30 protein-coding genes are annotated in these 25,960 nt (G+C 70.6%); 14 read left to right on the top strand and 16 right to left on the bottom strand.

Annotated elements, in window-relative coordinates; translation table 11 throughout:
* Positions 1–67 precede the first annotated feature (67 nt).
* Positions 68–850 (top strand): ABC transporter permease, encoded by a 783-nt coding sequence (locus ACWEQQ_RS35200; protein ID WP_452339992.1) that lies wholly within the window; start codon positions 68–70, stop codon positions 848–850.
* A gap of 137 nt (positions 851–987) precedes the next feature.
* Here the strand turns inward: ACWEQQ_RS35200 and ACWEQQ_RS35205 are convergent, their stop codons facing one another.
* Entirely contained in the window at positions 988–1,323 is a 336-nt protein-coding gene (locus ACWEQQ_RS35205) for an RNA polymerase-binding protein RbpA (RefSeq protein WP_040857934.1), read from the bottom strand.
* Between the two features lie 195 nt (positions 1,324–1,518).
* On the opposite strand from ACWEQQ_RS35205, the gene ACWEQQ_RS35210 reads away from it, so the two are divergent.
* Positions 1,519–1,845: a hypothetical protein gene (locus ACWEQQ_RS35210; protein WP_040857932.1), complete on the top strand. Its 327-nt coding sequence runs from the start codon at positions 1,519–1,521 to the stop codon at positions 1,843–1,845.
* Here the strand turns inward: ACWEQQ_RS35210 and ACWEQQ_RS35215 are convergent.
* Positions 1,796–2,854 carry a hypothetical protein gene (locus ACWEQQ_RS35215; RefSeq protein ID WP_452351238.1) on the bottom strand — a complete coding sequence of 353 codons (1,059 nt, stop codon included), beginning with the start codon at positions 2,852–2,854 and terminating at the stop codon, positions 1,796–1,798. The genes ACWEQQ_RS35210 and ACWEQQ_RS35215 overlap by 50 nt on opposite strands.
* Positions 2,855–3,038: 184 nt before the next feature.
* The gene (locus ACWEQQ_RS35220; RefSeq protein ID WP_452351239.1) at positions 3,039–3,722 is read right to left on the bottom strand and encodes a M23 family metallopeptidase; all 684 of its coding nucleotides are present in this window, start codon (positions 3,720–3,722) and stop codon (positions 3,039–3,041) included.
* A 183-nt stretch (positions 3,723–3,905) separates the two neighbouring features.
* On the opposite strand from ACWEQQ_RS35220, the gene ACWEQQ_RS35225 reads away from it, so the two are divergent.
* The gene (locus ACWEQQ_RS35225) at positions 3,906–4,232 is read left to right on the top strand and encodes an ArsR/SmtB family transcription factor (protein ID WP_452351240.1); all 327 of its coding nucleotides are present in this window, start codon (positions 3,906–3,908) and stop codon (positions 4,230–4,232) included.
* A gap of 234 nt (positions 4,233–4,466) precedes the next feature.
* On the top strand, positions 4,467–5,396 hold the full coding sequence (locus ACWEQQ_RS35230) for an EamA family transporter (RefSeq protein ID WP_452351241.1): 930 nt from the start codon (positions 4,467–4,469) through the stop codon (positions 5,394–5,396).
* A 61-nt stretch (positions 5,397–5,457) separates the two neighbouring features.
* On the opposite strand, the gene ACWEQQ_RS35235 is transcribed toward ACWEQQ_RS35230, so the two are convergent.
* Complete coding sequence (locus tag ACWEQQ_RS35235) at positions 5,458–6,441, bottom strand: glycosyltransferase family 9 protein (RefSeq protein WP_452339898.1); 984 nt, start codon at positions 6,439–6,441, stop codon at positions 5,458–5,460.
* 189 nt (positions 6,442–6,630) lie between these two features.
* Here ACWEQQ_RS35235 and ACWEQQ_RS35240 point away from each other — a divergent pair, with 189 nt between their 5' ends.
* Entirely contained in the window at positions 6,631–6,981 is a 351-nt protein-coding gene (locus ACWEQQ_RS35240; protein WP_379380628.1) for a hypothetical protein, read from the top strand.
* 114 nt (positions 6,982–7,095) lie between these two features.
* Here ACWEQQ_RS35240 and ACWEQQ_RS35245 read toward each other — a convergent pair whose 3' ends face one another.
* Positions 7,096–7,782: an SGNH/GDSL hydrolase family protein gene (locus tag ACWEQQ_RS35245; RefSeq protein ID WP_452351242.1), complete on the bottom strand. Its 687-nt coding sequence runs from the start codon at positions 7,780–7,782 to the stop codon at positions 7,096–7,098.
* The gene (locus tag ACWEQQ_RS35250) at positions 7,779–9,239 is read right to left on the bottom strand and encodes an MFS transporter (protein WP_452351243.1); all 1,461 of its coding nucleotides are present in this window, start codon (positions 9,237–9,239) and stop codon (positions 7,779–7,781) included. The genes ACWEQQ_RS35245 and ACWEQQ_RS35250 overlap by 4 nt, the downstream gene beginning before the upstream one ends.
* A 119-nt stretch (positions 9,240–9,358) precedes the next feature.
* On the opposite strand from ACWEQQ_RS35250, the gene ACWEQQ_RS35255 reads away from it, so the two are divergent.
* A complete protein-coding gene (locus ACWEQQ_RS35255; protein WP_452351244.1) occupies positions 9,359–9,988 on the top strand; it encodes a TetR/AcrR family transcriptional regulator in 630 nt (209 codons plus the stop codon).
* A gap of 166 nt (positions 9,989–10,154) precedes the next feature.
* On the opposite strand, the gene ACWEQQ_RS35260 is transcribed toward ACWEQQ_RS35255, so the two are convergent.
* The 4 genes from ACWEQQ_RS35260 to ACWEQQ_RS35275 all read right to left on the bottom strand — a co-directional run bounded on the left by ACWEQQ_RS35260 (position 10,155) and on the right by ACWEQQ_RS35275 (position 13,031).
* Positions 10,155–10,490, bottom strand: a complete 336-nt coding sequence (locus ACWEQQ_RS35260) for a YnfA family protein (protein WP_402775110.1) — start codon at positions 10,488–10,490, stop codon at positions 10,155–10,157.
* 70 nt (positions 10,491–10,560) lie between these two features.
* A complete protein-coding gene (locus ACWEQQ_RS35265) occupies positions 10,561–11,799 on the bottom strand; it encodes a Dyp-type peroxidase (RefSeq protein WP_452351245.1) in 1,239 nt (412 codons plus the stop codon).
* Positions 11,792–12,352 carry a copper chaperone PCu(A)C gene (locus ACWEQQ_RS35270; RefSeq protein WP_452351303.1) on the bottom strand — a complete coding sequence of 187 codons (561 nt, stop codon included), beginning with the start codon at positions 12,350–12,352 and terminating at the stop codon, positions 11,792–11,794. The genes ACWEQQ_RS35265 and ACWEQQ_RS35270 overlap by 8 nt, the downstream gene beginning before the upstream one ends.
* Positions 12,353–12,476: 124 nt before the next feature.
* The gene (locus ACWEQQ_RS35275; protein ID WP_452351246.1) at positions 12,477–13,031 is read right to left on the bottom strand and encodes a hypothetical protein; all 555 of its coding nucleotides are present in this window, start codon (positions 13,029–13,031) and stop codon (positions 12,477–12,479) included.
* Between the two features lie 119 nt (positions 13,032–13,150).
* Between ACWEQQ_RS35275 and ACWEQQ_RS35280 the strand changes: the two genes are divergently transcribed.
* The 3 genes from ACWEQQ_RS35280 to ACWEQQ_RS35290 all read left to right on the top strand — a co-directional run bounded on the left by ACWEQQ_RS35280 (position 13,151) and on the right by ACWEQQ_RS35290 (position 17,085).
* Complete coding sequence (locus tag ACWEQQ_RS35280; RefSeq protein ID WP_379380639.1) at positions 13,151–13,828, top strand: response regulator; 678 nt, start codon at positions 13,151–13,153, stop codon at positions 13,826–13,828.
* Positions 13,829–13,907: 79 nt separating this feature from the next.
* A complete protein-coding gene (locus ACWEQQ_RS35285) occupies positions 13,908–14,891 on the top strand; it encodes a HAMP domain-containing sensor histidine kinase (protein ID WP_452339994.1) in 984 nt (327 codons plus the stop codon).
* Between the two features lie 541 nt (positions 14,892–15,432).
* On the top strand, positions 15,433–17,085 hold the full coding sequence (locus ACWEQQ_RS35290; RefSeq protein WP_452351247.1) for a DUF4153 domain-containing protein: 1,653 nt from the start codon (positions 15,433–15,435) through the stop codon (positions 17,083–17,085).
* Here ACWEQQ_RS35290 and ACWEQQ_RS35295 read toward each other — a convergent pair whose 3' ends face one another.
* Both ACWEQQ_RS35295 and ACWEQQ_RS35300 read right to left on the bottom strand, forming a co-directional pair.
* A complete protein-coding gene (locus tag ACWEQQ_RS35295) occupies positions 17,086–18,294 on the bottom strand; it encodes a WD40/YVTN/BNR-like repeat-containing protein (RefSeq protein ID WP_452351248.1) in 1,209 nt (402 codons plus the stop codon).
* Between the two features lie 285 nt (positions 18,295–18,579).
* Entirely contained in the window at positions 18,580–19,479 is a 900-nt protein-coding gene (locus ACWEQQ_RS35300; protein WP_452351249.1) for a TIGR03619 family F420-dependent LLM class oxidoreductase, read from the bottom strand.
* 63 nt (positions 19,480–19,542) lie between these two features.
* Here ACWEQQ_RS35300 and ACWEQQ_RS35305 point away from each other — a divergent pair, with 63 nt between their 5' ends.
* Positions 19,543–20,100, top strand: a complete 558-nt coding sequence (locus ACWEQQ_RS35305) for a sugar O-acetyltransferase (protein ID WP_452351250.1) — start codon at positions 19,543–19,545, stop codon at positions 20,098–20,100.
* Positions 20,101–20,172: 72 nt separating this feature from the next.
* On the opposite strand, the gene ACWEQQ_RS35310 is transcribed toward ACWEQQ_RS35305, so the two are convergent.
* The 3 genes from ACWEQQ_RS35310 to ACWEQQ_RS35320 form a co-directional block, all read right to left on the bottom strand.
* On the bottom strand, positions 20,173–21,009 hold the full coding sequence (locus ACWEQQ_RS35310) for an SDR family NAD(P)-dependent oxidoreductase (protein ID WP_452351251.1): 837 nt from the start codon (positions 21,007–21,009) through the stop codon (positions 20,173–20,175).
* 143 nt (positions 21,010–21,152) lie between these two features.
* Positions 21,153–21,521 (bottom strand): hypothetical protein, encoded by a 369-nt coding sequence (locus tag ACWEQQ_RS35315; RefSeq protein ID WP_452339907.1) that lies wholly within the window; start codon positions 21,519–21,521, stop codon positions 21,153–21,155.
* A gap of 39 nt (positions 21,522–21,560) precedes the next feature.
* A complete protein-coding gene (locus ACWEQQ_RS35320; RefSeq protein ID WP_452351252.1) occupies positions 21,561–22,346 on the bottom strand; it encodes a DeoR/GlpR family DNA-binding transcription regulator in 786 nt (261 codons plus the stop codon).
* 118 nt (positions 22,347–22,464) lie between these two features.
* Between ACWEQQ_RS35320 and ACWEQQ_RS35325 the strand changes: the two genes are divergently transcribed.
* The 4 genes from ACWEQQ_RS35325 to ACWEQQ_RS35340 all read left to right on the top strand — a co-directional run bounded on the left by ACWEQQ_RS35325 (position 22,465) and on the right by ACWEQQ_RS35340 (position 25,319).
* The gene (locus ACWEQQ_RS35325) at positions 22,465–23,256 is read left to right on the top strand and encodes a helix-turn-helix domain-containing protein (protein ID WP_452339909.1); all 792 of its coding nucleotides are present in this window, start codon (positions 22,465–22,467) and stop codon (positions 23,254–23,256) included.
* Between the two features lie 63 nt (positions 23,257–23,319).
* Complete coding sequence (locus tag ACWEQQ_RS35330; RefSeq protein WP_452351253.1) at positions 23,320–24,171, top strand: fructosamine kinase family protein; 852 nt, start codon at positions 23,320–23,322, stop codon at positions 24,169–24,171.
* 59 nt (positions 24,172–24,230) lie between these two features.
* Complete coding sequence (gene gloA2 / locus ACWEQQ_RS35335; protein WP_452351254.1) at positions 24,231–24,617, top strand: SMU1112c/YaeR family gloxylase I-like metalloprotein; 387 nt, start codon at positions 24,231–24,233, stop codon at positions 24,615–24,617.
* A gap of 210 nt (positions 24,618–24,827) precedes the next feature.
* A complete protein-coding gene (locus ACWEQQ_RS35340; RefSeq protein ID WP_379396555.1) occupies positions 24,828–25,319 on the top strand; it encodes a peptidylprolyl isomerase in 492 nt (163 codons plus the stop codon).
* Between the two features lie 81 nt (positions 25,320–25,400).
* Here the strand turns inward: ACWEQQ_RS35340 and ACWEQQ_RS35345 are convergent, their stop codons facing one another.
* Positions 25,401–25,895: a phosphoribosyltransferase gene (locus ACWEQQ_RS35345; protein WP_364610181.1), complete on the bottom strand. Its 495-nt coding sequence runs from the start codon at positions 25,893–25,895 to the stop codon at positions 25,401–25,403.
* Positions 25,896–25,960: the final 65 nt, after the last annotated feature.

Below are 25,960 nucleotides of genomic sequence, written 5' to 3' on the forward strand. Positions count from 1 at the left end.
TCCCGCGCCACCCGAGGAGGAACAGGGCCGCCCCCGCATCGAGGGACCCCTCCTGCTGCTACCCCGGGTGGTGCGCGACTCGGCGATCGTGGCCTACCGCAACCTGCTGACCATCCTGCGGGTGCCCACCCTGCTGGTGACGGCCACCATCCAGCCGCTGATGTTCGTGTTCCTGTTCGCCTACATCTTCGGCGCGTCCCTGGGCGGCAGCCAGTACCGGGAGTTCCTGCTCGCCGGAATCTTCACGCAGACAGTCGCTTTCAATGCCGCGTTCACCACCGTCGGCCTGGCCAACGACCTGCACAAGGGCATCATCGACCGGATGCGGACGCTGCCCATGTCGCGGCTGGCGGTGCTGATGGGCCGCACCCTGTCGGACCTGGTGGTCAACATCCTGGCGCTGGCGGTCATGGTGGTCTGCGGGTATGTGGTCGGCTGGCGGATCAACGGGTCGATCATCGACGCGGTGCTGGCGTTCGGGGTGATCCTGCTGTTCGCGTTCGCCATGTCGTGGGTCGGGGCGATCACCGGGCTCATGTCGCCCAGCGTCGAGGTGGCACAGAGCGCCGGTCTCATCTGGCTTTTCCCGCTGACCTTCATCTCTTCGGCCTTCATCTCCGGGGAGACGCTGCCCGGTCCGCTGCGCACCGTCGCCGCCTGGAATCCGATCACCGCGGTGTCGGCGGCCGGGCGCAAGCTCTTCGACAACGGCTCCCCGCCGTCGTTCACACCGGCCACCGGCTGGCCTGCCGACCACTGCGTCGCGTACTCCGTCTACTGTTCGCTGGCCATCCTGGCGATCTCGGTGCCGATCGCCCTGCTGCAGTACCGGAAGGTGGCCAGTCACTGAGTCGGCGCGGGCAGCGCGCCGACCACTCTTTCCTCGACGCCATCCTTGCCGCTCACTACGGCTCACCGGGCTGACCCCGGCACGGGAAGGGCCCCGCACCGGTGTGGTGCGGGGCCCTTCCCGTTTTGCCGCGGTGCTCAGCCGCGGCGGCGGGTCTTGAGCAGCTCCATGCGCTCCTGGAGGAGCTCTTCGAGCTCCTCCTTGCTGCGACGCTCCAGCAGCATGTCCCAGTGGGTGCGGGGCGGCTTGACCTTCTTGGGCTCCTGAGTGGTGCCCTCGAGCAGGATGCCCTCCTGGCCGTTGCGGCACAGCCAGGTCGGCGGGATTTCGGCGTCGTCGGCGAAGGGAACGTCGAATTCCTCGCCGTTGTCGGTGCGGTACCGCGCCATCCGACGCGGCGCCAGGTCGTGGTCGCGGTCGGTCTCGTAGCTCACCGCTCCGAGCCGAGACCCCCGGAGTACGCGATCTGCCATGAGTGCGGTCCCTTCTCGCCTGTCGGCAATGTTCTACATCAGTGTTTCTGCAGCTGCGCTACCTACTGTCAACGCAGCCGCGCACGTGTCGGTTCCCGTGGGAGAACCCTGCCATCCTACTCGTCCGGCGCGCCCACTCCGCCGCGGCGTGCCCTTCCGCCCGGTCGCGGCCGCAAACCGCTAATGTGACGGACCATGTCTCGACGCGTGCTGTCCTGCTGCCAATGGTGCGGGCGGGAGATCGCCGAATCGGAGATCGGACGCCGCCGGCGGTACTGCCGGCAATCGTGTCGCCAGCGGGCGTACGAACATCGAAACAGCGTGAAGGGCACCGGCATTCCCGAGGATTCGGTGGTGCTCAGTGCCCAGGAGGTCTCGGACCTGTCCGATCGCTGGTTCGCCGCCCGCTGCGCCGCCGAGGATGTGGCCACGGCGGTCGCGGAGGGCGCCGAGATGATCGAACTCGCCGATCTCACCGCGACATTGGTGGCGTTGACGCGCGAGGCGGAACGGCTGCGCTGACCGCGGCGTGGCGGCCGGCGGGCAGGGCGCGCACGCGCAGTGCGTAGACGATGCCGATGCCGAGCGCGGTGACGGCGGCGACAAGGCCGAGGGCGGTGAGGGTTTCACCGTCGGGCCGGGTCACCGGCTGCCCGCGCAGCGCCTGCCACATCAGCAGCGCCACCAGAGCGGTGTAACCGAGCGCCAGCACCCCGATCAGCCGGGTGCGGGTGCGCTCGGTGCGCAGCCATGTCACGGCCGGGGCGAGGCGGGCCAGCACGATGGCCACCACGAGGAGCAGCTGAATGCCGTGCAGGCCCGCGAAATGCGCGATCCGCATGTCGCCGCCCGCGGTGCTCCAGTGCGTGATCGGCATGCCCTCGACACCGTCGCGGACGGCGGGCTGCCCGCTGACGAAGGTGTGTCCCGCGCCCAGCCGGACCGGGTGTCCATAGGCGTCGGTGGTCTGCTGCTGGCCGCTGAAGCCCATGGTGTAGCCCAGCGCCATGCCGAACACCGCGATGCCCAGGCCCGCGCGGATGGCCAGCGAGGTGGGCCGGTCGGTGACGCGCTGCCACGAAAGGGTCACCGCGATCACCAGATTCGCCAGGAACAGTCCGGGCACGCCGGTCATGAACACCCACTGGCCGATGGTGTTGACCGCGTCGTGCTGGGTGTTGAAGTGGCTGAAGGTGCCGCGCGCGGCCTGCACCACCACGAAGCCGACGTCCACGATGGCGGTGGCGGCGAAGACGGCGCCCATCCACCAGGTCAGCCGCTGCCCGCGGTGCGGGAACGACACCAGCCAGGCCAGGGTGCCGCAGTAGAGGACCATGGCGATGGCGAACTTGAGCGGTTTGAGCCACACCGATTCGCCCAGCAGCATGCGGTCGTCGAAGGCCATGGCGCCCAGGGAGAACACGGCCAGGGCCGCCATGGCCGCGGTGGTGACGAGCAGGGGGCGGTGCAGCCGGCGAGCGGGGATGGCAGGGGTGAACGGCGCGAGCGGCGGACGATCGAGCGTGGTCATGACGGTGACGCTAGGTCCGTGCGGCCGCCCGCCACGTCCCCCGCCGGTGGGGTGGGCACGTAGTACCGGGGTATGAGAACAGCCCCGGCGGTGTGAGCCGGAGCTGTTCTGCGTGGGTCGCGAACGCCGTTGTCGCGCAACCGATCCGTGCACCCTGCAGCGGGCGCCCGGATGAGCGGTGGGGTCAGTCGACGGGGATGCCGACGTCCATGCCGCGCCCGGCCAGGTAGGGCAGCGGATCGACGGGCGCGCCGCCATCGGTGTGCACCTCGTAGTGCAGGTGCGGTCCGGTGGAGTAGCCGCGGCTGCCGACCGTGGCGAGTACGTCGCCGGCACGCAGTTGCTGGCCCACCTGGACCAGGATGTCCTGCATGTGGCCGTAGACGCCGATGGTGCCGTCGTCCTGCAGCACCCGCACCCACAGACCGAACCCGGAGGCGGGGCCCGCCTCGATGACGCTGCCGTCGGTGATGGCGTGGATCGGCGCGCCGAAGCCCTCGCCGAAGTCGATACCGGCGTGCATGGCGCCCCAGCGGATGCCGAAGCCGGAGGTGAGCGGACCGGCGACCGGGCGCACGGTCTTGGGGCGGGCCTGCTCGGCGTGTAGGCCGTTGAGGAAGTCGATAACCGGCTGCGGCACCACCTGCGGCATCTGCGCCTCGCGCGGGGTGAAGGCGGTGAAGGTGCCGTCGACCTGGGCCGCGTTTGCCACGGAGTCGCCCGTGAGCTCGTGTGTGGCGTGCGGGTCGGTGGCGGCCAGCGCGGTCAGGGTGGCGCCGACGACGGCGGTGACGGCCGCGGCACGGGTCGCGACCGAGCGGTACCGGCCGGCTCCATGCAGACGAGATAACGGAACGGTTACGGGCATTGCTCGACCGTACGAGAACCCGGGTGTCGTTCAGAAGCCGAGTTGCGACCGTCACAGTGCACCAAAAGTCCAGTTCGTGTATTACGAGACGGTAACGACACGCAGGTAATTCGTGGATGACGTCGGCCTCGGGGGTTTGCCGGCGAATTGACCCCGGGAGGGCGGCACGGGCACTCTGCTTAAGTGGTCACTAATGGAGTGCGGGTGTTGAGCGCGCTCGCCGACGGTACTCGCCGAGCGGTGTTCGAAACTCTCCCGCAGGGTCCGAAATCGGTGGGTGAACTCGCTGAGGCCCTGGATGTCACCAGTTCGGCAATCTCCCAGCATCTGAAGGTGCTGCGTGAGGCGCGCCTGGTGATGATGCGGCCGCAGGGCAACCGCCGTCTCTACTCCCTGGACCCGCGCGGGCTGGCCGATGCGCGTGACTATCTCGAACAGTTCTGGCCCAGCGCCCTGGCCGCCTACTCCGCGGCGTTGTCCAGCGCGCAGACCGAACCCCCCTCCGAGTAGCGCGAACCTGCGGGCAGGCCGAACGCGGCGGGACTGGGCCGGGATCGCGGGGAGTGGACGCGAGGCTGCGGGAGCGGACCGGTGTCGGGAAACGGGCGGTAGGCAGCAGGGCCGCGTACGGCTGGTTCGCTGAGACTCCGGGCGCGGCCACGTCGATCCCGTCCCCAGCTGAATCCCCGGCCGCGGCCGGCTTCGCCGCGGCCCTGCGCGGCGGCCGGGCGTTACGGTGGCGGGGTGGGTACGTCCGTCGTTGTCGAGAGTTCGCGCCGGACAGTGTTACCCGGCTGGTCGGTGCCGCTGATCTTCATCGCGGGTGGCGTCTCGCAGTATCTCGGTGCGGCGATCGGCGTTCATCTGTTCGGCACGGTCGAACCGGCGACGGTGGCCTGGCTGCGTGCGGCGGCCGCGGGTGTCGCCCTGCTGGCGTGGCGGCGGCCGTGGCGCCGGCGCTGGTCCCGCCGCTCGATCGGGGTGGCTGCCGGGTTCGGCGTGGTGACCCTGGGCATGAATATCGTCTTCTACGAGGCGATCGCGCGGATCCCGCTCGGCACTGCGGTCGCCATCGAATTCCTGGGACCGGTCGCGGTGGCCACTCTCGGATCGCGCCGGCCCCGCGATCTCCTCGCCGTCGCCCTGGTGGTCGCCGGTGTCTTCCTGCTGGCGGGCGTCTCCCCGGATGCCCGGCCGGCCGGTGTCGCGTTCGCCTTGCTGGCGGCCGCGCTGTGGGCGGGCTACATCCTGCTGGGCAAGCGGGTCGCCGACGCGGGTTCGGGCCTGGACGCCCTGGCCGTCGGTATGGCCGCTGCCGCACTCCTGCTGGCCCCGATCCTGGTGACGCGCCAATGTGTACTCGCCCCAGCCGTTTTCGCGGACCCGGGCACCTGGCTGCTGGGTGTCGGTGTCGGCGTGCTGTCCAGTGCCGTCCCCTACGCCCTCGACCAGCTGGTCCTGCGCACGGTCGGCCGCGCCCGTTTCGCCTTGCTGCTGGCTCTGCTCCCGGCCACCGCGGCCGTCATCGGCGCGCTCGCGCTGGCCCAGCGGCCCGCTGTTCCCGAACTCGCGGGCATCGCGCTGGTGATGGCGGCGCTGACTCTCAGTGCGACACAACACAACAGCCGTCCTCGGTTGCGCGGGAACGCACGGCCGTCCGAATCGCGGGAATGACGGCGGGCGCGATCTCAGCGGGTTCGCCGGGCGAAGCCCCGCAGAGCTCCGAGGACGGGATTCACCCCACCCGCCGGAAGGTCTGCTGGGCACGGCGGTCCAATCCGGTGCCGGGCCAAGGGCGTTTGCGCAGTTGCTTGTCGACGGCGTTGACGACCTCGGGCACACCGATTTTCAGCAGCCCCGGGTCGATGTCGTCGGCGTCCGGGTCGCCGGTCTGCCCGGCCCAGAGCACGGCGTGCCGGCCGAGCAGGTGCGGGGGCGGGCCGCTGCGGCTGGGCGGGTTGGGGCCGAAGAGCAGCACGGTGCGGGTGCCGAAGGCGGTGGCCAAGTGGGCGACGCCGGTGTCGCCGCACACCACGAGGGCGGCCTCGGCGACGGTGGCGGCCAGTTCGATGAGGTTCTGCTGGCCCGCGAGGACTCGCGCCGATGAGAGTCCTGCGCGGGTGGCGACGCCGAGCGCGGTCTCGCGTTCGGATTCGTCACCGGTCACTACGACATCGCGATCCTGGACCAGCAGATGCCGGACCACGGCGGCGAACCGGTCGGCCGGCCAGCGCCGGGCGGTCGCGCCCGCGCCGATGTGCACGACCACGGCGTTGCGGTGACTGGTGCTCGCCACTGGCGGCACCAGGCCGAGGTTGCGGCGGTCTGCGGCGATGCCGTCGAATTCGAGCAGATGGCACCAGCGGTCCACGTCGTGCATCTCGGGCTGCCATTCCGGGCCGGGCAGGTCGGGGAAGGCCGGATTGCGGTAGGTGAGAATGCGTTCCGGCTTGGTGCGGGAGAGTTCCGCGATGCCTTCGGTGCCGTCGAGGTTGACGGCCAGGGCCGGTGATTCGCCGTCCCAGCGCAGTCCGACGGTGTCGTGGATGGGGACCATTTCGTCGACGGAGGCGATGAGGTCGACGATGGGTTTCAGGCGATGAGGTGCTGCCAGTGCGATGTGGTCGCCGGGCCGGGCCCGGCGCAGGGCGCGCAACGCGGGGACAGCGGTGAGGAGATCACCCAATCCGCGTGCTCGCAGCACTAGTACAACCGCCACCTGAATTCTCCTAGCCGGCCACGCTGCCCACGACGCTGCGGTCCGCCACCGGACGTGCGGGGACCATTGCGTGAGGACTACCCGGCCCGCACGGGGGTGAAACCCTGGGGACCGGTCCACACGATGGCGGAAAACCGCTGTTACTACCGGCTGTCGTTGTCGCGGGTGGATGGATTACCGTGTGCAGTCATGACGGTCGTCTACAACCTCATGGTCACGGCTCATCTGCTCGGTATGGCGGCGGTGGTCGGCGGGTATGTCGCCTCCCAGCCGCGGGTGTCGGAGCTGATGGTGTGGGGCGCGCGTGTGCAGATCCTCACCGGAGTGATCCTGCTCGGCATGGCCGAGTCGATCCATTCGCTGGGCAAGGACCCCGATATGGCGAAGATGATCACCAAACTCGTGGTGGCGGTGCTGGTTGCGGCCTTCGCCGAAATGGGTCGCGCGGATGCCAAGCGCGGCAAGGAGGTGGCGTGGATGACCCACGCGGCCGGCGGGCTGGCGATCCTGAACGTCTTCATCGCGGCGCTGTGGAAGTGAGCGGGCGCGAAACCGTGAGCGCGACAACCGCATAGCGTCTTCCTGCGTGAAAGGCGATGCCGCACAGGGTGCATGACTGCACCGTGTGCGGCATCGGGCGTTTCCGGGCCGGGCTCAGGGGTGCCGGACGAGTTCGGGCGGGAGTTCGCGGGCGGTGTGGCGGGCCAGGTTCTTGGCGATCTCGGCGGCGACCACCGCGTGCCCGGCCATGGTCAGGTGGATGAGATCGGCCGAGAGCCAGTCCGGGCGCAGTCGCGCGGGGTGGTCCCAGAATTCGGTGAGGATGGCGTCGTGGCGCTCGGCGACGCGGCGCACGGCGTCGGCGAATCCGGCGAACAGCGGGCGCAGGGGAGCCATGCGCCCGGTGAAGGAATCGGCCAGGGTGAACAGCGACAGCCGCGCGCCGGTGGCGGCCACCCGGGTGCACAGCTCGTCGAGGGCGGCCTCCACCTCGGGCAGCCGGGCATTGCGCAGGAACAGGTCGTTGCCGCCGCAGGTGACGTGCACCAGGTCCGGGCCGAATGCCTCGAGCACGGGCAGTTGCCCGGCGGTGACATCGGCGACGACCGCGCCCGGGACGCCGGTGTTGAGGTAGTCGGCGCTCGGGTGGGCGGCGAGCAGCCAGCGCGCCACCCGGTCGGCCCAGGGCACGGTGTCGTAGCCGGGCCGGGGGTCGCCGGTGCCGGCGGCGGTGGAGTCGCCGATGACGGCGAACCGCCGGATCGGCACGTCGCGCAGGATCGCGGCGGCTGCCGGATCGGACAGGGTGAACGGATCGGTGGCTTCGATATGGGCGGTCATGGCCGGGGCTCCTCGGCTCGGATCGGCAGGGCGGCGAGAACGGCTGCGGCGAAAGCGATTCCGGCGCAGACGGCGAACAGGGTGTGGAAGGCGGTGAGCGGCTGGGCCGGGTGGGCGGCGAACACCGCGGCGAGCACGGCCACCCCGAGCGCGCCGCCGGATTGGCGGGCGGTGAGGTTCATGCCGACCCCGGCCGCGAACCGATGCGGCGGCAGCGATCGCGCGGCGGCGGTGCCGAGCACGGTGATGAGCAGGCCGATGCCGCCGCCACCGAGCAGTCCGGCCGGCACCCACGCCGTCCACAGCGCCGGGGTGGCGTCCCAGCTGCCGGTGCTCATGTAGAGGGTGGACGTGGCGAACATGAGGGCGCCGAGCACGCCCAGCCACCGCTGCCACGGCACCGGCGCGCGCCCGGCCGGCACCGCGGTGACCATGGAGGCGATCGCGCCGACGGTCATGGCGGCCGCCGACTGCAGCACCGAGTAGTGCCACATGGTGTCCAGCCACAGCGGTCCGGCCAGCAGCCACGCGAACATGGTCGCGCCGAAGACGAAGGCGACGGCGTTGACCAGCGCGTAGTGGTGGCTGCGCCACAGCCCGACCGCGATGGCGGGGCGCGGATGCGTCCGCGACCGCCACAGTGCGAGGCCCAGCAGTACGAGCCCGCCGAGACCGGTGACGAGGGTTTGCCAAGCGCCCCACCCCCATTGCTGTCCCTGGGTGACCGCGGCGACGACCGCGCCGATGCCGAGTCCGGTGGCGACGGTGCCGATCGGATCGGGCAGCCCCTGCGTGTGCCGCTGATCGCCGCGCGCCAGCCGCAGCCCGGTGGCGATGAGCAGTGCCGCGATCGGCACGTTGATGACGAAGACCGAACGCCAGCCGAACCAGTCGACCAGCGCGCCGCCCACGGCGGGGCCGACGGTGGCGGCGAATCCACCGGCCGCGGTCCAGGCGGCCATGGCGACGCCGATGCGGGCGGGCGGGGTGACGCTCAGGACCAGGCCGAGTCCGGCCGGGATGAGGAAGGCCGCGGTGGCGCCCTGCAGGAAGCGGCCGGCGGTGAGCCAGTCCGCTCCCGGCGCGAGCGCGCACAGCAGCGAGGTGAGCGCGAATCCGGCCAGGGCGGTGAGGAACACGCGGCCGCGGCCGAGGGCGTCGGCCAGCCGGCCGGCGGGGGTGAGCAGGGCGGCGAAGGCGACGGCGTAACCGCTCACCACCCAGGTCAGGGTGGTGGCGGCGGTGCCGGGGTAGTCGCGGGTGATGGCGGGAAAGGCGATGTTGACCACCGACAGGTCCAGGAAGGACACGAACGCCGCGCCGGAGGCGACGAGCAGGGCGAGTCGGGCCGGGCGGTCGGAGGACGTTGTGGCCGACGGGGATCGGCCGGCGCGAGCTTCGGTGCTCGGCGGGGAGGTATCGGGTGCTGCGGGCTGACGCTGGCTGATGTCGGTCATGACGGGCTCTCCACGGAAGGGTGTCGGAGCGGGATCAAAACAGTACGCACGATCGTTCGTATTTCTGAAAAGTACGACCGATCGTGCGTAAAAGCAACAGTTGGTGCGAAGATGAAGAGGTGGATGAACCGGTGCAGCCTTCCGAGCGGGAGATTTCCGATCAGCGGCGGCTCAAGGGGGCGCGGGCCCGCGCGACCATCGCCCGTCACGCCGCCGATGTGGCCTCGGTCGAGGGATTGACCGGGCTCAGTCTGGGCCGGCTCGCCGAGGATCTGGGGGTCAGCAAGTCGGGGGTGGCGACATTGTTCGGCACCAAGGAGAACCTGCAGCTGGCCGCGGTGCAGTCGGCGCGCGAGGTGTTCATCGAGCACGTCGCCCGCCCCGCCCTGAGCGCGGATCGTGGCATGCCGCGACTGCGGGCGATCATCGACCACTGGTTCGACTACGTGGGTGAGCCGCTGCTACCCGGCGGCTGCTTCCGGGGCGCGAGCGTGCCCGAGTTCGACAGCCGCCCGGGCCCGGTGCGCGACGCCCTGGCTGCCGACCGCGACGACTGGTTCGCGGTGCTGGAGAAGGAGATCGGTCGCGCTCAGGAGCAGGGCTACCTGGCCGGGCTGGACCCGCACGCCGTCGCGTTCCAGTTGGATGCGGTTGTGGCGGCCGCGAATACGGCCGCGCGGATGGGTGACGACACGGCGCTGCCCACCGCGCGCGCGATCATCGACGGCCTGCTCGGGGCCGGCCGCTGACCATCGCCGTGACCGGCGGGAATGCGTAATCCGTTCGCGCCCGGCAATTCTGCATCGACTGCACGTCGGCGCGATCCGGCGGCGATGCGTGGCGTGCGTGAATGCGGTTCGGGCGCAGCCGGTTTCACGTGGAGCAATGCCACCGCGTGTCTGGCGCCCGCGTGTCTCACGCCGAGCGCGGTGCGTACATGATGAGCCCGACCCCGGCCAGGCACACCAGTGCGCCGATCACGTCCCAGCGGTCGGGCCGGAAGCCGTCGAGCGCCATGCCCCACAGCAGCGACCCCGCCACGAAGACGCCACCGTAGGCGGCGAGGATGCGCCCGAAGTGGGCGTCGGGCTGCAGGGTGGCGACGAACCCGTAGCAGCCGAGCGCCACCACCCCCGCCCCCAGCCACAGCCAGCCGCGGTGCTCGCGCACTCCCTGCCAGATCAGCCACGCGCCACCGATTTCGGCGACGGCGGCCAGCCCGAAGAGCACGATCGATCGCAAGACGGTCATGGCAGCTAACCCTAGAGTCCGCGGCCGGGGTCCGGTCGGACCGCCCCGTGTGCGGTCCGACCGGTCCGGATCATCGTTGGGCATCGGCGCGGTCGAACAGCTGCTGTCCGAGGTAGCCGCCCGGGCCGGGCACGCCGGGCGGAACGGCGAAGACCGCCGAGCCGACCGGCGTGGTCCATTGGTTGAGGGCGTCGAAGTCGGCCAGTCGCTGCTGCACCGGCAGATACTGGGCGTCGATGTCGCGCTGGAAGGACGCGAACAGCAGGCCCGAGTTGGAGACGTGCCCGGGGGCGGGCGCGTCGTCGTAGTTGTAGCCGCGGCGCAGGAACCGCTCCCCGTCGTGGGCGTGGTGGGCGCGGGCGATGTGGGAGGACGGCGGGATCTTCGGGATGCCGTACTGGTCCACGGCTGCGAAGTCGGGTTCGTCGAATTCCCGGGTGCCCGACAGCGGCGCCCCGTGCTCGACGGTGCGGCCGACGGTGATGGCGCGCCCGTCGGCGTCGAGTTCGTCCCAGGTCTCGAGGTTCATGGCGATGCGCCGCAACACCATCGAGGTGCCCCCGGCCAGCCACGGCCGCACCGATCCGTCCTCCCACACGAGGCGATCGAAATCGGTGGTGCCGGGCGCGATGTTGACCGTGCCGTCCACCGAGCCCATGAGATTGCGCATGGTCCGGCCGCGGGCGGCATTGCGGAACCCGCGCTGCACCCACTTCACCGTGACCAGCGATTTCACATGCTTGGACAGCACCCGGACCGCGTGCGAGACCGTGGTGGCCTCGTCGGCGCAGAGCTGCAGCAGCAGATCACCCCCGCACCAGGCGGCATCGAGCTTGTCGATGGTGAAGGGCGGCAATGGTTTCAGCCAGTGCGGCCGCTGGTCCTCGAGTCCGGCGACGGTGAACAACCGCGGCCCGAATCCGACGGTGACGGTGAGCCGGGCGGGCCGGGCGGCCAGCTCCGGTTCGGTGTCGGCGAGCGCCGGTCGGCCCTGGGTCAGGCGCGAGGCGTCGTCGGTCCAGATCTTCAACAGCCCGATGATGTCCTCGCGCTGTGCACCCGCCACCAGGTCGAAGGCGACGAAGGCCGCGTGCAGCGGCGGATCCGTCGCGATGCCCGCCTGATGCGGGCCGTGGAATGCGACCGTGTCCAGTCCGGGATCGCGATCGTGGTCGCGGTGGGTGAGTGTGGCCGCGCCCCAGCCGGCGCCGGCGGAGCCGGCAATTGTCACCGCGGCGCCCGCCACGGCGCCGCCGCCGAGTAGTCGCCGGCGGGACAGGCGGGGGTGCGGTTGCGGCCGGTCAGCCACCGTGGGCGGCGTTGTCGCCGGAGGGCTGGTAGTTCTCCTTGCCGCCCGCGAAGTCACGCACCTGCGCGGTGACGGTGGTGCTGGAGCCGTCGGAGAAGGTGAGCGTGATGGGGGTGTCCGCGCCGGTGCGCAGCGGGGCCTTCAGCCCCATGAACATGAGGTGGTCGCCGCCGGGCTCGAGGGTCGCGCTGCCGTGGGCGGGGATGACGATGCCACCGGCCTTGGGCCGCATGGTCTTCTCTCCGGCCGCGTCGGGGACGACCTCGTGGATCTCCACGGTGGCCGAGGCCGGGCTGGTGGCCGCGACCAGGTTGATCGGCTGGTCGGAGGTGTTGGAGAGGGTGCCGAAGGCGGCGGACATGCCGCTGTCGGCGGCCTTGATCCACTGATCGGTCAGGGTGATCCGGTCGGCGGCCTTGCCGGTGGCGTCCGAGGCGGTCTGCGAGGAGGAGCAGGCGACGGGCAGCAGTGCCAGGGTCGCGACGGCGGCGGCCGCGCCGACCCGGCGCGCGAATCCGCCGGTGCGCAGGCGGAAGCTGTGGCAGGAGGGCATCTGGGACATGGGAAATGGACTCCGTGTGTCAGGGGGAAGGGAGGTCACCCCGGACCGGTTCACGGCGACACCCGTTCGGCGCAGGCCTGATTCGGCCACTGCGCCGGCAGGAGGCGTCGCGGATCTATGCCGGAGCGAGGTGTGGGAACGGTGCGCGGGCCCGCGGTGGGCCACGACGCCCGATCCCCGGACTGACGAGCAGGCGACGCGCCTCGGCGCGATCGTCGGCGCGGCACGGGCGCAGGCGCGGCGCGGGCGGACGCAGGATCGGACCCAGCGCGAGGATGAACCGCCGCACGCTGGTGATGGCCCGGCGCATGCCGGCCTCGGCGGCGCGAATCACGAGCGCGCCCACCGGAATTGCGACCAGGTGGGCCAGCAGCATCGACGGCGAGGAGGAGTCGTGATGGTGGTGGCCCGGCGACATCGACAGTGCCGCATGGCCGATGGACTGACCCACCGCCAGCATGGCCATGGTTCCGGCGATCCCGTAGCGGGGGCGCAGGGTCGCCACCACGACCCCGATCAGCGTGCACGCGGCGAACAGCAGGGCGAGCGCGGAACCGTCGAGCAGGGTCGCGCCGCCGCCCAGTCCGTGCGCGAGAATCGCCACCGCGCCGGAGGATGCGCCGACGGCAGCGCCGCGCAGGCGCGCGGTGTGATCCGTCGTTGAGCGCACCGGGCCATGCTACGACGTCGTGTCGGAGTCGATGCTTCCAGGTGGTATGACCGGCGTCTCCACAGGATCTTCACAATCGATGCGAACCATCTCCACGGCGGTTGCCTAATGTCACCTGCATGGAAACCAGTGCGCGCCGGATCCTCGTCGTCGAGGACGAGCCGACCATCGCGGAATCCCTCGCCGCCCGGCTGCGCGCCGAGGGGTACGCGGTCGACATCGCCCACGACGGGCCCGCGGCCGTGGCGGCCGACGCGGCCGGGGACCCGGATCTGGTGGTGCTGGACGTGATGCTGCCCGGCTTCGACGGGCTCGAGGTCTGCCGCCGCATCCAGGCCCGCCGGCCGGTGCCGGTGCTCATGCTGACCGCCCGCACCGACGAAACCGACATGCTCGTCGGCCTCGGGGTCGGCGCGGACGACTATCTGACGAAACCGTTCTCGATGCGCGTGCTCACCGCCCGCGTGCACGCCCTGCTGCGCCGCGTGGACCGCACCGCCGCCCCGGTCGCCGCCATCGTGGTCGGTGATCTGCGTATCGACACCGATCAGCGGCGGGTGTGGCGCGGCGACGCCGAAACCCAGCTCACCCCACTGGAATTCGAGCTGCTGGTGCACCTGGCCCGCCGGCCGCGCACCGTGCTGGCCCGGGAACGACTACTCAGCGAGGTGTGGGGCTGGGCCGATGCCTCGGGCACCCGCGCCGTCGACAGTCACGTCAAGGCGTTGCGCCGCAAACTCGGCGCGGACCTGATCCGCACCGTGCACGGCGTGGGGTACGCGCTGGAGGCTCGATGAACGGCGGTGGGCGCGGAAGGGGGGAGCGGTGAGCGTGCGAGAGTGGTTGCGGGCGGCCGGGAATCGGGCGGCGGGGTGGATGCCGCGGCCGCTGGACCGGGTGCGGTCGATCAAACTGAAGCTGGCGATCCTCATGGTCGGGTCGGGGGCGGTGGCGTTCGGGTTCTTCGCCTCACGCATCGGATGGCTGCCGCCGCGCACCACCATCGCGGCCACACTGCTCGCGCTGCTCTTCTCGCAGGTGCTCGCCCACGGCATGACCCTGCCGCTGCGGGAGATGACGGCGGCCGCCAAACGCATGGCGCAGGGGGACTATTCGCGGCCGGTGCGCGCCACCTCCCGGGACGAGGTGGGTCAGCTGGCGGCGGCGTTCAATCAGATGGCCGCCGATCTGGCCGCCGCCGATCAGCAGCGGCGCGAGTTCATCGCCAATGTGTCGCACGAACTGCGCACCCCGATCACGGCGCTGGGGGCGGTGCTGGAGAACCTGGTCGACGGTGTGGCCGAACCAGATCCGGCGACCCTGCGCACCGCGCTCGCCCAGACCGAGCGGCTGAGCCTGCTGGTGTCGGAACTGCTGGCGCTGTCGAGCGTCGAGGCCGGTGCGGTGGCGCTGGACCGCGAACCCGTCGCCGTGGAGCCGCTGCTGAAAGAGGTTGTCGCCGAAGCGGAGGTGATGGCGGCCGCGGTCGACCGTCCCGTCCGCTTCACCATCGTCGCCGCTCCCGATCTCACCGTGCACGCCGATCGTGCCCGCCTGCACCAGGTCCTGCTCAACCTGCTCGACAACGCCACCCGCCACGGACCCGCCAGCGGTGAGGTCCGCATCCACGCCCACGCCGACCGCGCGGGCACCGTCATCGATGTCGCCGACGACGGCCCCGGCATCCCGATCGCCGACCGTGCCCGCGTCTTCGAACGCTTCACCCGCGGCGGCCGCGCCACCGGCGGCGGCACCGGCCTCGGCCTGGCCATCGCCCGCTGGATCGTCGACCTGCACGGCGGCACCATCGCCGTCGCCGACCCCGGCTCCCGCATCCGCATCACCCTCCCCGCTTCCTGACCTCACCGCATCCGCAACCCGCAGCGCCCCCGCGCTCCCGGGTCACTCCCGCACACCCATCGGAGGCCTCGCCATGCCCGAAAACCCTTCCGCCGCACCCTCTCCCGACGACCAGCCGCCCGCGCCCGCAGCACCTGGACTCACAGCGAGCGAACCGCCGACACCTGGTTCGGAACCGCGCGAACCCGAAGAACTCCAACCCGGGCCGGGAAGTACCGGCCCGAGCGCGTCCGAATGGGCAAGGCCTGGAGCGCCGCAGCCAGAGCGGGGAGCGCCCGAACCGTGGACAACTGCAGTGGCGACCCCTGATCCGGCGAGCCCTGCTGTGGCGACTCCGTCCAAGGCGAGCGCTGATGGGGCGACCCCTGTGATCGTGCCCCCCGGGCAGTGGTCCGCCCCCGCACTGCCGGCAGTTCCGACCGTTCCCGGCCAGCAGTGGCCCCTGCTCGCCCCGCCGACACAACCGGACGGTTCGTCCACAGTGCGCGCCGGCGTCACGAATTCTGTTCCACCCCAGCCGATTCCGCCTCGCTCGGCGCGGGTGTCCGTGCCGAACGGGTTGCTGGCCGCTACCGCCGCGGCGGGATGTGCCGGGGCGATCCTGGTGCCCGTCGACCGTCCTGGTGTCGGATGGCTGCTCGCGGGCCTGGTGATCACGGGCGCGGTGTACGCGGTCGACCGGTCGGCCCGGCGGACGGTTTCGAGCGAGCACGGTGTTGTGTCGGCGGCGCGTGACGCGGATGCAGCGGCCGCCGCTGCTTCTGGGACTGTGCCTGCCGCGCAGCCCTCGTCCGCGCCGGCCGCGCCTCCCACGTCCGGCACGACTACCCGCCGTCCCGCTGATGTCGGCTCGGTTGCTGCTCCCTCCGTCGGCGGCCGCGGAGGGCCCGAGGACGGTGCCGGGACCGGCAGTGCGGGCCAGTTGCGTCCCGGCGGGTCGGGGTGGACGGGCCGGGTGTCGTGGGATCGGATCTGGTGGTCCGGGGTGGCGCTGGCGCTGCTGGGTGTGGGTGTGTTCCGTGCTGCCCCTTGGCTTTTCGTGCTCTGCGTGCTCGGGGCAGCGATGGCCGGGTCGTTGGCGGTGGTGCGGCGGTCGGTGTACGGGCTGTGGTTCGACCTGCCCGCGGTGCCGTTCGCGGGACTGAATTCGCTGCCGTGGCTGTATCGGGCGATGACGGGGGCGCGTGGCCGGTTCGGGAAAGGTTCGCCGCGGGTGTGGTGGTCGGTGGCGGTGGCCGCCGCGCTGCTGGTGATGGTGGTGCCGTTGCTGGCAGGCGCGGACGCGGTGTTCGCCGGGCTGGTGGACGGGCTGCTGCCGCGCATCGATGTGCCTGCGGTGGTGCGGTGGGGTTTCGTGTTCGTGGTGGTCGGGTCGGGGACGGCCGGGGCGCTGTATCTGCTGGCGGGGCCGCCGCCGGTGGCCGACGATGCGGGCCCGGGCCGGGGGATGGATCCGCTGGGTTGGCTGGGGGTGCGCAGATTCTCGCCGATCGAGTGGGGAATTCCGGTGGGCGCGTTGACGATCGTGTTCGCGGCGTTCGTGGGCACGCAGGTGGTGGTGCTGTTCGGCGGCGACGGGTATGTGCAGCGCACGGCCGGGCTGACGTATGCCGAGTACGCGCGCTCCGGATTCTGGCAGCTGTCGATCGTGAGCATGCTGACCCTCGCGGTGATCGGGATGGTGCTACGGCACGCGCTGCAGGACACGGTGATCGAACGCCGCTGGTTGCGGGGCGCGGTCACGGTGGTGATCGGGTTGTCGCTGGTGATCGTGGCGTCCGCGCTGCATCGCATGTGGACCTATCAGCAGGCATACGGGTTCACGGTGATGCGGCTGCTCGTGGAGGTGTTCGAAGCCTGGATCGCGCTCGTCTACCTGCTGCTGCTGGCGAGCCTGGTGCGGTTGCGGCGCGGCTGGGTGCCGCGCGCCGCGGTGGGCGCCGCGCTCGCGACATTGCTGGCGCTGGCGGTGGCGAACCCGGAACGGTTCGTCGGCGAACGCAATGTGGAGCGCTGGCAGGCGGGCAAGTCCCTCGACACCGGGTATCTGAGCACCCTGTCGCCGGATGTGCTGCCGGTGGCCGACCGGCTCCCCGATGCCGAGCGCGCCGCCATTGCGAACGTCATTCGCGCACGCCTGTCCGGTGATTCGTGGCAGGGCTGGAACTACGCGCGCGCCACCGCCCGCCGGTGATCAGGAGCCGAAGCTGACCGGGGTCCAGGTGCGGCCCGCGTCCTGGGTGGCGAGCATCGTGGTGGCCAGGTGCTTGGACCCGGGCTGAGTCATGATCACGAAACCGGTTGTCTCGGTGACGAAATGGCCCGAGCTCTCGCGCCAGCCCTGGGCGGGTGCACGGTAGGTGGTCGTCCACGTTGCGCCGCCGTCGGTCGAGGTGAGCAGGTGGTCGTCGAGAGCGGCGACCAGATGGGTCGGGTCGGCGGGGATGAGCGCGGCAGCTGCGGACAGCGTCGGCGACAGCTGCCCGGTCTCGGTGAAGGTGGCGCCGCCGTCGGTCGACGTCATGAGCTGGGTGGTGGTGCCGCCGTCGGAGTACGGGCCGGATCGGCCACACAGGGCGATGAGCCGCTTTTCGGAGAAGGGGTGCCAAGCGGCGGGACCGTTGCCGCCGCAGGGCAGCTTCCACGGTGTCCACGTGCCGTCGACCGATCGGGCACCGTCCGCACCCCGGTTGGTGACGACCATCCAGGCCCGGCTGCCGAGAACGGTGACAGCGGCCGAGGGGTCCGGGCCGCCGCTGCCGGGTACCGGGATCTCGGTGGGACCGGTCCACGCATCACGGGTGAGGGGGCTGGTGAACAGCGCGGTTCGTTCGCCGGGCTGCACGGTGGCGATGTACACGCTGTCGTCGGAGATCGTGAACGACCAGGCGTCGACGACCGGATCGATGTCGAGATCGATCTCGCGCCAGGTCTTTCCGCCGTCGTGGGTGGCGAACAGCTTGTCGCCGGCCCGGATCCAGCCATTGCGGGCGTCGGCGAACTTCAGCCAGTCGCCCTTGGACCCGGGATCGCGCAGCGGGGCCGGGAGCGGGGCCTGCTGCCACGTCTGCCCGCCGTCGGTGGTGTGCTGCAGTGCCAGGCAGGGCTCGCTCGCGCACGGATAGGTCCGGCCCAGCACCCAGCCTTCGTCGGCGGAGATGAAGGTGATCGAATCGGGTTGGAAGCCGACCGGATCCGGCGCCGCGGCCTCGATGACGGTCGGCGTCATGGCAGGCCCGGTGGCCGGGGCCGCTGTCGCGGGGGCCGTCGTCGTGTCGGTCGTCGCCGAGTCCGGGCCGCTCTCACCGGTTTTGATAGTGAGCGCCGCGACCACCCCCGCCGCCAGGACCGGTACTCCGACTCCGACGACTCCGGCCAGCACGACCGGATTCCGCAACCCCACCGGCCCGGACTCCCTTCAGCACATCACCGGGGCCTTGTTCCGGGCGGTCACCCGGCGGCCCTGCGGCACAACGAGATCGAGTATGCCCGGTGAGTGCCCGATTTGCCCACCCGGCTCGGGTTTCGCCCAACTGGCTCGAATCGCCGGTGCGCTGGGCGGCCGGCGGGCAGCGAAATCGCCGATGAGCTGGTAGGCGACCGGCGCGTCCGGCCGTGCTGAGCGGATGGTGGCGGGCCGCTACCGGGGGCGGCGCGGATGGGTGGCGGGCCGGACCGCGCAGCCGGTTCAGCCGCGCAGCCGGCCCAGCAGCTGCAGGGCGGCGTCGAGCATGCCGTCGAGGGAGTCGGTCACATAGAGCAGATCGATGAAGAAGTCGTCGAATCCGGTATCGGCGGCCACCTTCTCGATGGTGGCGGCGACCCGTTCGAGGTCGGTGCCCGCGGCGACATTCACCCGCAGCACGGTGCCGATGTCCTTCGGATCGCGGCCCGCGGCGACCGCGGCCTCGTCGATCACGCCGCGCAGCTTCAACAGCTGCTGACCCCAGGCGGGCGGGCCCGGCACCGGCACCACGGGCAGCCAGCCGTCGGCGCGGCGGCCGATGCGGGCCAGACCGGCCGGGCTGAACGCGCCCAGATAGATCGGCGGCCGCGGCCGCTGCACCGGCTTGAGCTCACTGCGATGCTCGGGCACCGACACGTAGCGGCCGCGATACCCGGCGGGGTCGGTGGTCCAGATGGCTTCCAGCGCATCGAGGGTCTCGTCCAGCCGGGCGCCGCGATGGGCGAAGGGAACCTCGGCGGCCGCGTACTCCTCCGGCGACCACCCGATGCCGAAGCCGGGAATCAGCCGGCCGTTGCTGACCACGTCGATCGTGGTGAGCGCGCGGGCCAGCTGCGCGGGCCGATGCAGCGGCGCGATCAGCACATTCGCGCCGAGGGCGACCCGCTCGGTCACCGCGGCCGCGATCCCGAGCAGCAACAGCGGGTCGAGCACCGAGTTGAACTCGTCGGGAATGGTGTCCTTGCCGGCGTAACCGACCGTCGGATTGGTGGCGGCGATGAGCCGCTCGCCCACCCAGAGACTGTCGGCCCCCGCCTGCTCCAGCGCGGTCGCGTAATACGCCACCCGCGCGCCCTCGCGGGCCTGAGAACCATGCTGAGGAAGAGCAAAGCCGATTTTCACCCTTCCGGTGATACCAGACACGCGATCACGCCAGGCCCGGGGGATCGCGGACAGGATGGACGGGTGGGAGAACACAAGGACCGCATGCTCGCCGGAGAGCCGTACCGCGACAACGACCCCGAACTGGTCGCCGAACGTCTGCGCTGCCAGGGGTTGCTCGACCGGTTCAACGCCACCTGTGCCGGTCAGGACATCGAGCGTCGCAGCATCCTCGACGAGCTGCTCGGCGAGATCGGGGAGGGGTCCTGGATCATGCCGCGCTTCCAATGCGACTACGGGCAGCTGATCCGGTTGGGCCGCAACAGTTTCCTCAACTACGACGCCATCGTCATGGATTGTGCGCCGGTCACCATCGGCGACGACGTCTCGATCGGCCCGCGCGCCCAGCTGCTCACCGCCCTGCACCCGATGGACGATCACGCGCTGCGCCGCGACCGCTGGGAGACGGCCGCGCCCATCACCATCGGCGACAATGTGTGGCTCGGCGGCGGGGTCATCGTCTGCCCGGGCGTGAGCATCGGCGCGAACACGGTGGTCGGGGCGGGCAGCGTCGTCACCCGCGAGCTGCCCGAAAAGGTGTTCGCCGCAGGCAATCCCGCGCGGGTGATCAGGCCGCTGTGACCGATACCGGCAACATGAAAGCGGATCCGGTGTGACTTCGGCCGCGGATGCGGAAGCTGGTTCGGCGCGACCTCAGCCGGGCAGGCCCGCCAGTTCGGCGCACAACCGGTGCAGGCGGGTGGCGGCCGCGTCGTCCTGGGCGGTGGGGGAGGGCGCCTTGACACGGTTGCGCTCGAAGTAGCAGCCGGACACGGAGGAGACGTCAGGGTCGGTCGCCAGGTAGGTGAGGGCGCGCGCGGCGGTGCCGGCGTCGGTCATGAACAGGCGTTTGCCGAGCGCCAGCGCGGGCCGGGCGAACCAGGGTGCGGCATCCCAGATACCGGTGGCGACCAGCCCCGGGTGGAAGGCGTTGGCGGTCACCCGGGTTCCGTCCAGCCGCCGGGCCAGGTCGCGCGTGTACAGAATGTTGGCGAGCTTGGCGCGGCCGTAGGCGGTGGCGCCGCTGTAGCCGTGCCGCAGTTGCAGGTCCTCGAAGTCGAGGGCATTGCCGTAGTGCATGACCGACGAGGTGAACAGGATCCGCGCCGGGGCAGTGCGGCGCACCAGATCCAGCAGCAGTTCGGTGAGCAGGAATCCGGCGAGATGGTTCACCGCGAAGGTGGCCTCCAGACCGTCCCCGGTTTCGGTGCGCGACATGTGGAATGCGCCCGCATTGTTGGCCAGCACGTCGAGCCGGTCGTATCGAGCGGCGACGGTTGCGGCGAGCTGCCGCACCTCGGCCAGGGAGGAGAGGTCGCATTCGATCGCATCGACCGGCGCGGTCGCGGTTGAACGCACCAATTCGACAGCGGCACCGAGCTTTCCGGGATTGCGGCCGACCAGGATGACACGGTGCCCGGCCGCCGCGAGCTGCCCCGCCGCCGCCAACCCGATGCCCGACGTGGCCCCCGTGATCAGCATGGTCTTCATGCCCGGCCAGCCTGCCACACCCCGGGCGCACTGTCGCGGTACGCCGAACCGCGTATCCGGCGCCGAACCGCCGTCCGACTTCGCCGTTCGCGCGCTTCGAGCCCGGGCCGCCGCGGGCCCGGGCCGCCGCGGGCCCGGGCCGGTCAGACGGCCGCGGGAATCTCGCTCAGGCTCAGATAGATTCGCTTGCCCTCCGCGCGCGCCTGCGCCACCATCCGATCGGCGCCCTCGGACGGACCGCCGATGCGCAGCACCGCGTCACAGCGGGAGAGCAGCTGCTCGGCGACGGGATGGAAGATCTCGTCGTAGAGCGGGTCGCCCGGGCGCGTACTGCCGGCGGTCTCGAGCAGTGGCAGCGCCAGCGCCTCACCGGTGACCGCGAGATGCCCGGCGCGGAAGAGGATCAGGGCCGTCTCGTTCATGGCGCGCACATTCGCGGCCAGCTTGACCGGATCGTCACCGGTCCCCGAGCGGTACGGGCCTGCGACCAGGATCATCTGAGAATTCGACACGGTAGCTCCTTCGATCATCGGTTCATACGCCAATTCGGTTCACGCCGTATGGAGGACGACGCCCGCCTCACGCAGGGCATCGAGCGTCCGCGGACCGGCCGGATGAATCGCGGGATCGGACGCGGAGCGGTCGGTGACGAACTCGTGCGCCGCGCCCAGCGCGGCCACCTGGCTGAAGGCCCGCACCCCGAGCTTGGTCGCATCCGCCACCGCCAGCACCCGCGCCGACTGCGCGATCCCGGCCTGCTTGACCGCGGCATCGTCGAGACAGAACTCCGACCAGCCGTACTCGGCGTGCACCCCGCCGATCGACATCACGAACACGTCGAACGCGAGTGACTCCACCGCCCGCAAAGCCAAAGGTCCGACCAGGGATTGCTCACCGGGCCGGGAACGACCACCCGCCACCAGCAACTCGATCCCGGGACGGTCGGCCAGGCACACCGCGGTCTGCAGACTCAGCGCGGTCACCGTCAACGGACCGCGCTCGGCCAGCGCCCGGGCCACATGCACGGTCGTGGTGCCCGCGTCCAGCAGTACCCGCGACCCGGGGGCGATGAGGGCCGCGACGGCCGCGCCCAGCCGATCCTTGGTCGCGGCCGACCAGCCCGCGCGATCGGCGAACCCGCCCGCCTCGGTCCGTGCCCGGGTCGCCACCGCCCCGCCGTGCACCCGCCGCACCAGGCCGCGCTGCTCGAGCGCATCGAGGTCGCGGCGCACGGTCATCTCCGAAACACCCAGGCGCTGCGCCAATTCCGCCACCGCGGCCCGCTCCGCGCCCTGCACCAGGCGCAGCGTCACATCCAACCGTTCACCGGCATCCACCCCACATTTCTAACAGATACGTGTTCGAATGAACAGAGTAAGGTTCGTATTGCCCGAGGCCACGCGCTTACCTCCCGAGTAATGGCCTGTGGTGGTTGATCATTCGTACGATCGGCACATGGCGACTCACACGGCAGGCGACCTCCTGCGGCACTGGCGCACCACCCGGCGACTCAGCCAGCTCGAACTCGCCGGCCGCGCCGAAACCTCCACCCGCCACCTCAGCTTCATCGAAACCGGTCGCGCCACCCCCAGCCGCCAGATGCTGCTGCACCTGTCCGACGAACTCGACATCCCCCTGCGGGAACGCAACCGCATGCTCCTGGCCGCCGGATACGCACCCGTCTACGCCGAACCCGAACTCGACACCCCCGCCATGCAATCGGTCCGCGACGCCCTCCGCCGCATCCTCACCGGCCTCGAACCCCACCCCGCCCTCGCCATCGACGCGAACTGGACCATGGTCGACGCCAACGCCGGCATCGGACTGTTCCTCGACGGCATCGACCCCGCCCTGCTGGCGCCGCCCGTCAACGCCCTGCGCCTGACCCTGCACCCCGACGGTTTCGCCCCCCGCATCATCAACCTCGCCGAATGGCGCGGCCACCTCTTCGAACGCCTGCAACGCCAGATCGAAGTGACCGGATCACCCGAACTCAGCGCGCTGCTCGGCGAATTGCGCGCCTACCCCGGCGGCGAGGAATCACCCGGCCTGCCCGAACCCGAGCAGGCCGTCGTCCCCCTGCGAGTGCGCCTCGACGGCCACGAGCTCGCCTTCCTCAGCGTCACCACGGTTTTCGGCACACCCATGAACGTCACCGTCGCCGAACTCGCCATCGAAGCCTTCCTCCCCGCCGACGCCGCCACCGCCGCACACCTCCGCGACCGCCTCACCGTCCCGGGAACCTGACCCCGCAACCCGATCCGACTAGTCGGTCCGCGCGGGCCGGTCCATACCCCACAATGAGATCCCATGGACGTGCCCACGTACCTCACTCACCTCACCGGCACACCCATCACCCGCATAGACCACCTCGGCCACAGCCACGCCTGGACCCTCCATCGCGCCCACACCGCCGACGGCCGCACCCTCTTCGTCAAAGCCGTCCAGAACGGCACCCCCTCCGCCGTCCTCACCGCCGAAGCCGCCGGCCTCCGCTGGCTGGCCGCCGGCCACCCCACCCTCATCCCACCCGTCGTCGCCGCCGACCCCCACATGCTCGTCCTGCCCTGGCAGCCACCCGAACCCGCCACCCCCACCGCCGCCGAACACCTCGGCCACAACCTCGCCACCCTCCACACCGCCACCCCGCACACCTACGGCGCCCCCTGGGACGGATACATCGCCACCCTCCCCCTGAACAACACCCCCACCACCGGCGACTGGGGCCTCTGGTACGCCGAATACCGCCTGGCCCCTTACGTTTCCGCGGCCGCCCCCGAACTCGGCAGCGCCGGCACCCGCCTCCTCGACCGCGTCATCGACCGCATCGACCACCTCGCCGGCCCACCCGAACCCCCCGCCCGCATCCACGGCGACCTCTGGTCGGGCAACATCCTCTGGTCAACCGGCCACGCCCTTCTCATCGACCCCGCCGCCCACGGCGGCCACCGGGAAACCGACCTCGCCATGCTCATCCTCTTCGGCGCCCCCCACCTCGACCGCATCCTCGCCGCCTACCAAGAAACCACCCCCCTGAGTTCCGGCTGGCGTCAACGCATCCCCCTCCATCAACTCCACCCCCTCCTCGTCCACGTAATCCTCTTCGGCGGCTCCTACCGAGGTATGCTCCTCGCCGCCGCAGCCTCAGCCCTGGCGAGTTAGTTGCGCGATCACTGCTGCAACTCTGCTTGCTGGGGGTAGCCGTGGGCTAGCGTCGGGGAGTGGAGCTGCAGCGGATTCATCATGTCGCGATCATTGCGTCGGACTATGAGAAGTCGAAGGCGTTTTATACCGAGGTTCTCGGGTTGCGGGTGATTGCGGAGAACTATCGGGCCGAAAGGTGTTCGTACAAGCTGGATCTCGTGTTGCCCGATGGCGGGCAGGTGGAGTTGTTCTCGTTTCCGGAGCCGCCGGCACGGCCGTCCAGGCCCGAGGCTGCTGGGTTGCGGCATCTGGCGTTCTCGGTGGCGAATGTGGGGGAGGCGGTGGCTGAGCTGCGGGGTAGGGGAGTGGCAGTGGAGGAGGTGCGGGTCGATGAGTACACGGGGAAGCGGTTCGTGTTCTTCGCCGATCCGGATGGTCTGCCGCTGGAGCTGTACGAAGCCTGAGGTCAGGGCCTCCGTCGGAGGCTCTCCCAATGAACATCAAGAAATAGAAATATGCGCATCTATGCATGTTGCTCGATTTCGAGCACACCCCGGCACTCACGACCGCGCACACCTGCCTGACCACACCCATCACCAACCAACCTCGAAGAGGGGAGCGGCGATTCGATGCCGCTCGGTCGCTGGGTTGGGGGCTCCCATACGATGGTCGGCATGACCAAAGTGCTCCTGAAGACCTCCGCCGGGGACATCACCCTGGAACTGGACGAGGCCAAGGCACCCAAGACCGTCGCCAACTTCGTCGACTACGTCAAGGCGGGCCACTACGCGGACACCGTCTTCCACCGGGTGATCCCGAACTTCATGATCCAGGGCGGCGGCCTGACCGCCGACATGCAGCAGAAGGCTGCCAAGCAGACTGTCGAGAACGAGGCCGCCAACGGCCTCAAGAACGACAAGTACACCGTCGCCATGGCGCGCACCTCGGCCCCGCACTCGGCCAGCGCGCAGTTCTTCATCAACACCAGCAACAACGCCTTCCTGAACTACCCGGGCCAGGACGGCTTCGGCTACGCGGTGTTCGGCAAGGTCGTCGACGGCACGGCCGTCGTGGACGCCATCGAGGGTGTGCGCACCGGCAACAAGGCCGGCCACCAGGATGTGCCGGTCGAGCCGATCACCATCCTGTCCGTCGAACTGGTCTGATCAGTCCCTGCGGCAACTGAACAAACGGCCCGGAACCGAATGGTTCCGGGCCGTTGTCGTTGGCGCGTACTGGGTTTCGGGTCAGGCGTCGAGAACGCGGGCCTCGCGTTTGACAACGGGCGGGAGCACGGACCAGGGGAAGTTGATCCACTTGTCGGTGCGTTTCCACACGTATTCGCAGTCGACCTCGGAGTGCGGCTTCTGGTAGATGACCGCGCAGCGCACCTCGGCGACGTGATGGGAGCAGAAGTCGCGCACGAGTTTGAGGGTCTTGCCGGTGTCGGCGACGTCGTCGGCGACCAGGACGGTCGCGCCGGTGAGATCGACGGCGCTGGGGACGGGCGGCAGCATGACCGGCATGTCGAGGCGCTGGTCGACGCCGGTGTAGAACTCCACGTTCATGACGTGGAGGTTCTTGACGTCGAGGGCGTAGCCGAGGGCGCCGGCGACGAAGAGTCCGCCGCGAGCGATCGACAGGATGAGGTCGGGTTCGAAGCCGTCGTCGGCGATGGCTTGGGATAGTTCGCGGCTGGCGTCCCCGAACAGTTCCCAGCTCAGTTCCTCGCGATCGCTCATGCCCGACTCCGTTCTGCCCGTTGCGGTGGTCTTCGGATCATACGAGCCGGGTTGCCGGTCGTTGC

The sequence above is a fragment of the Nocardia sp. NPDC004123 genome (assembly GCF_053603795.1).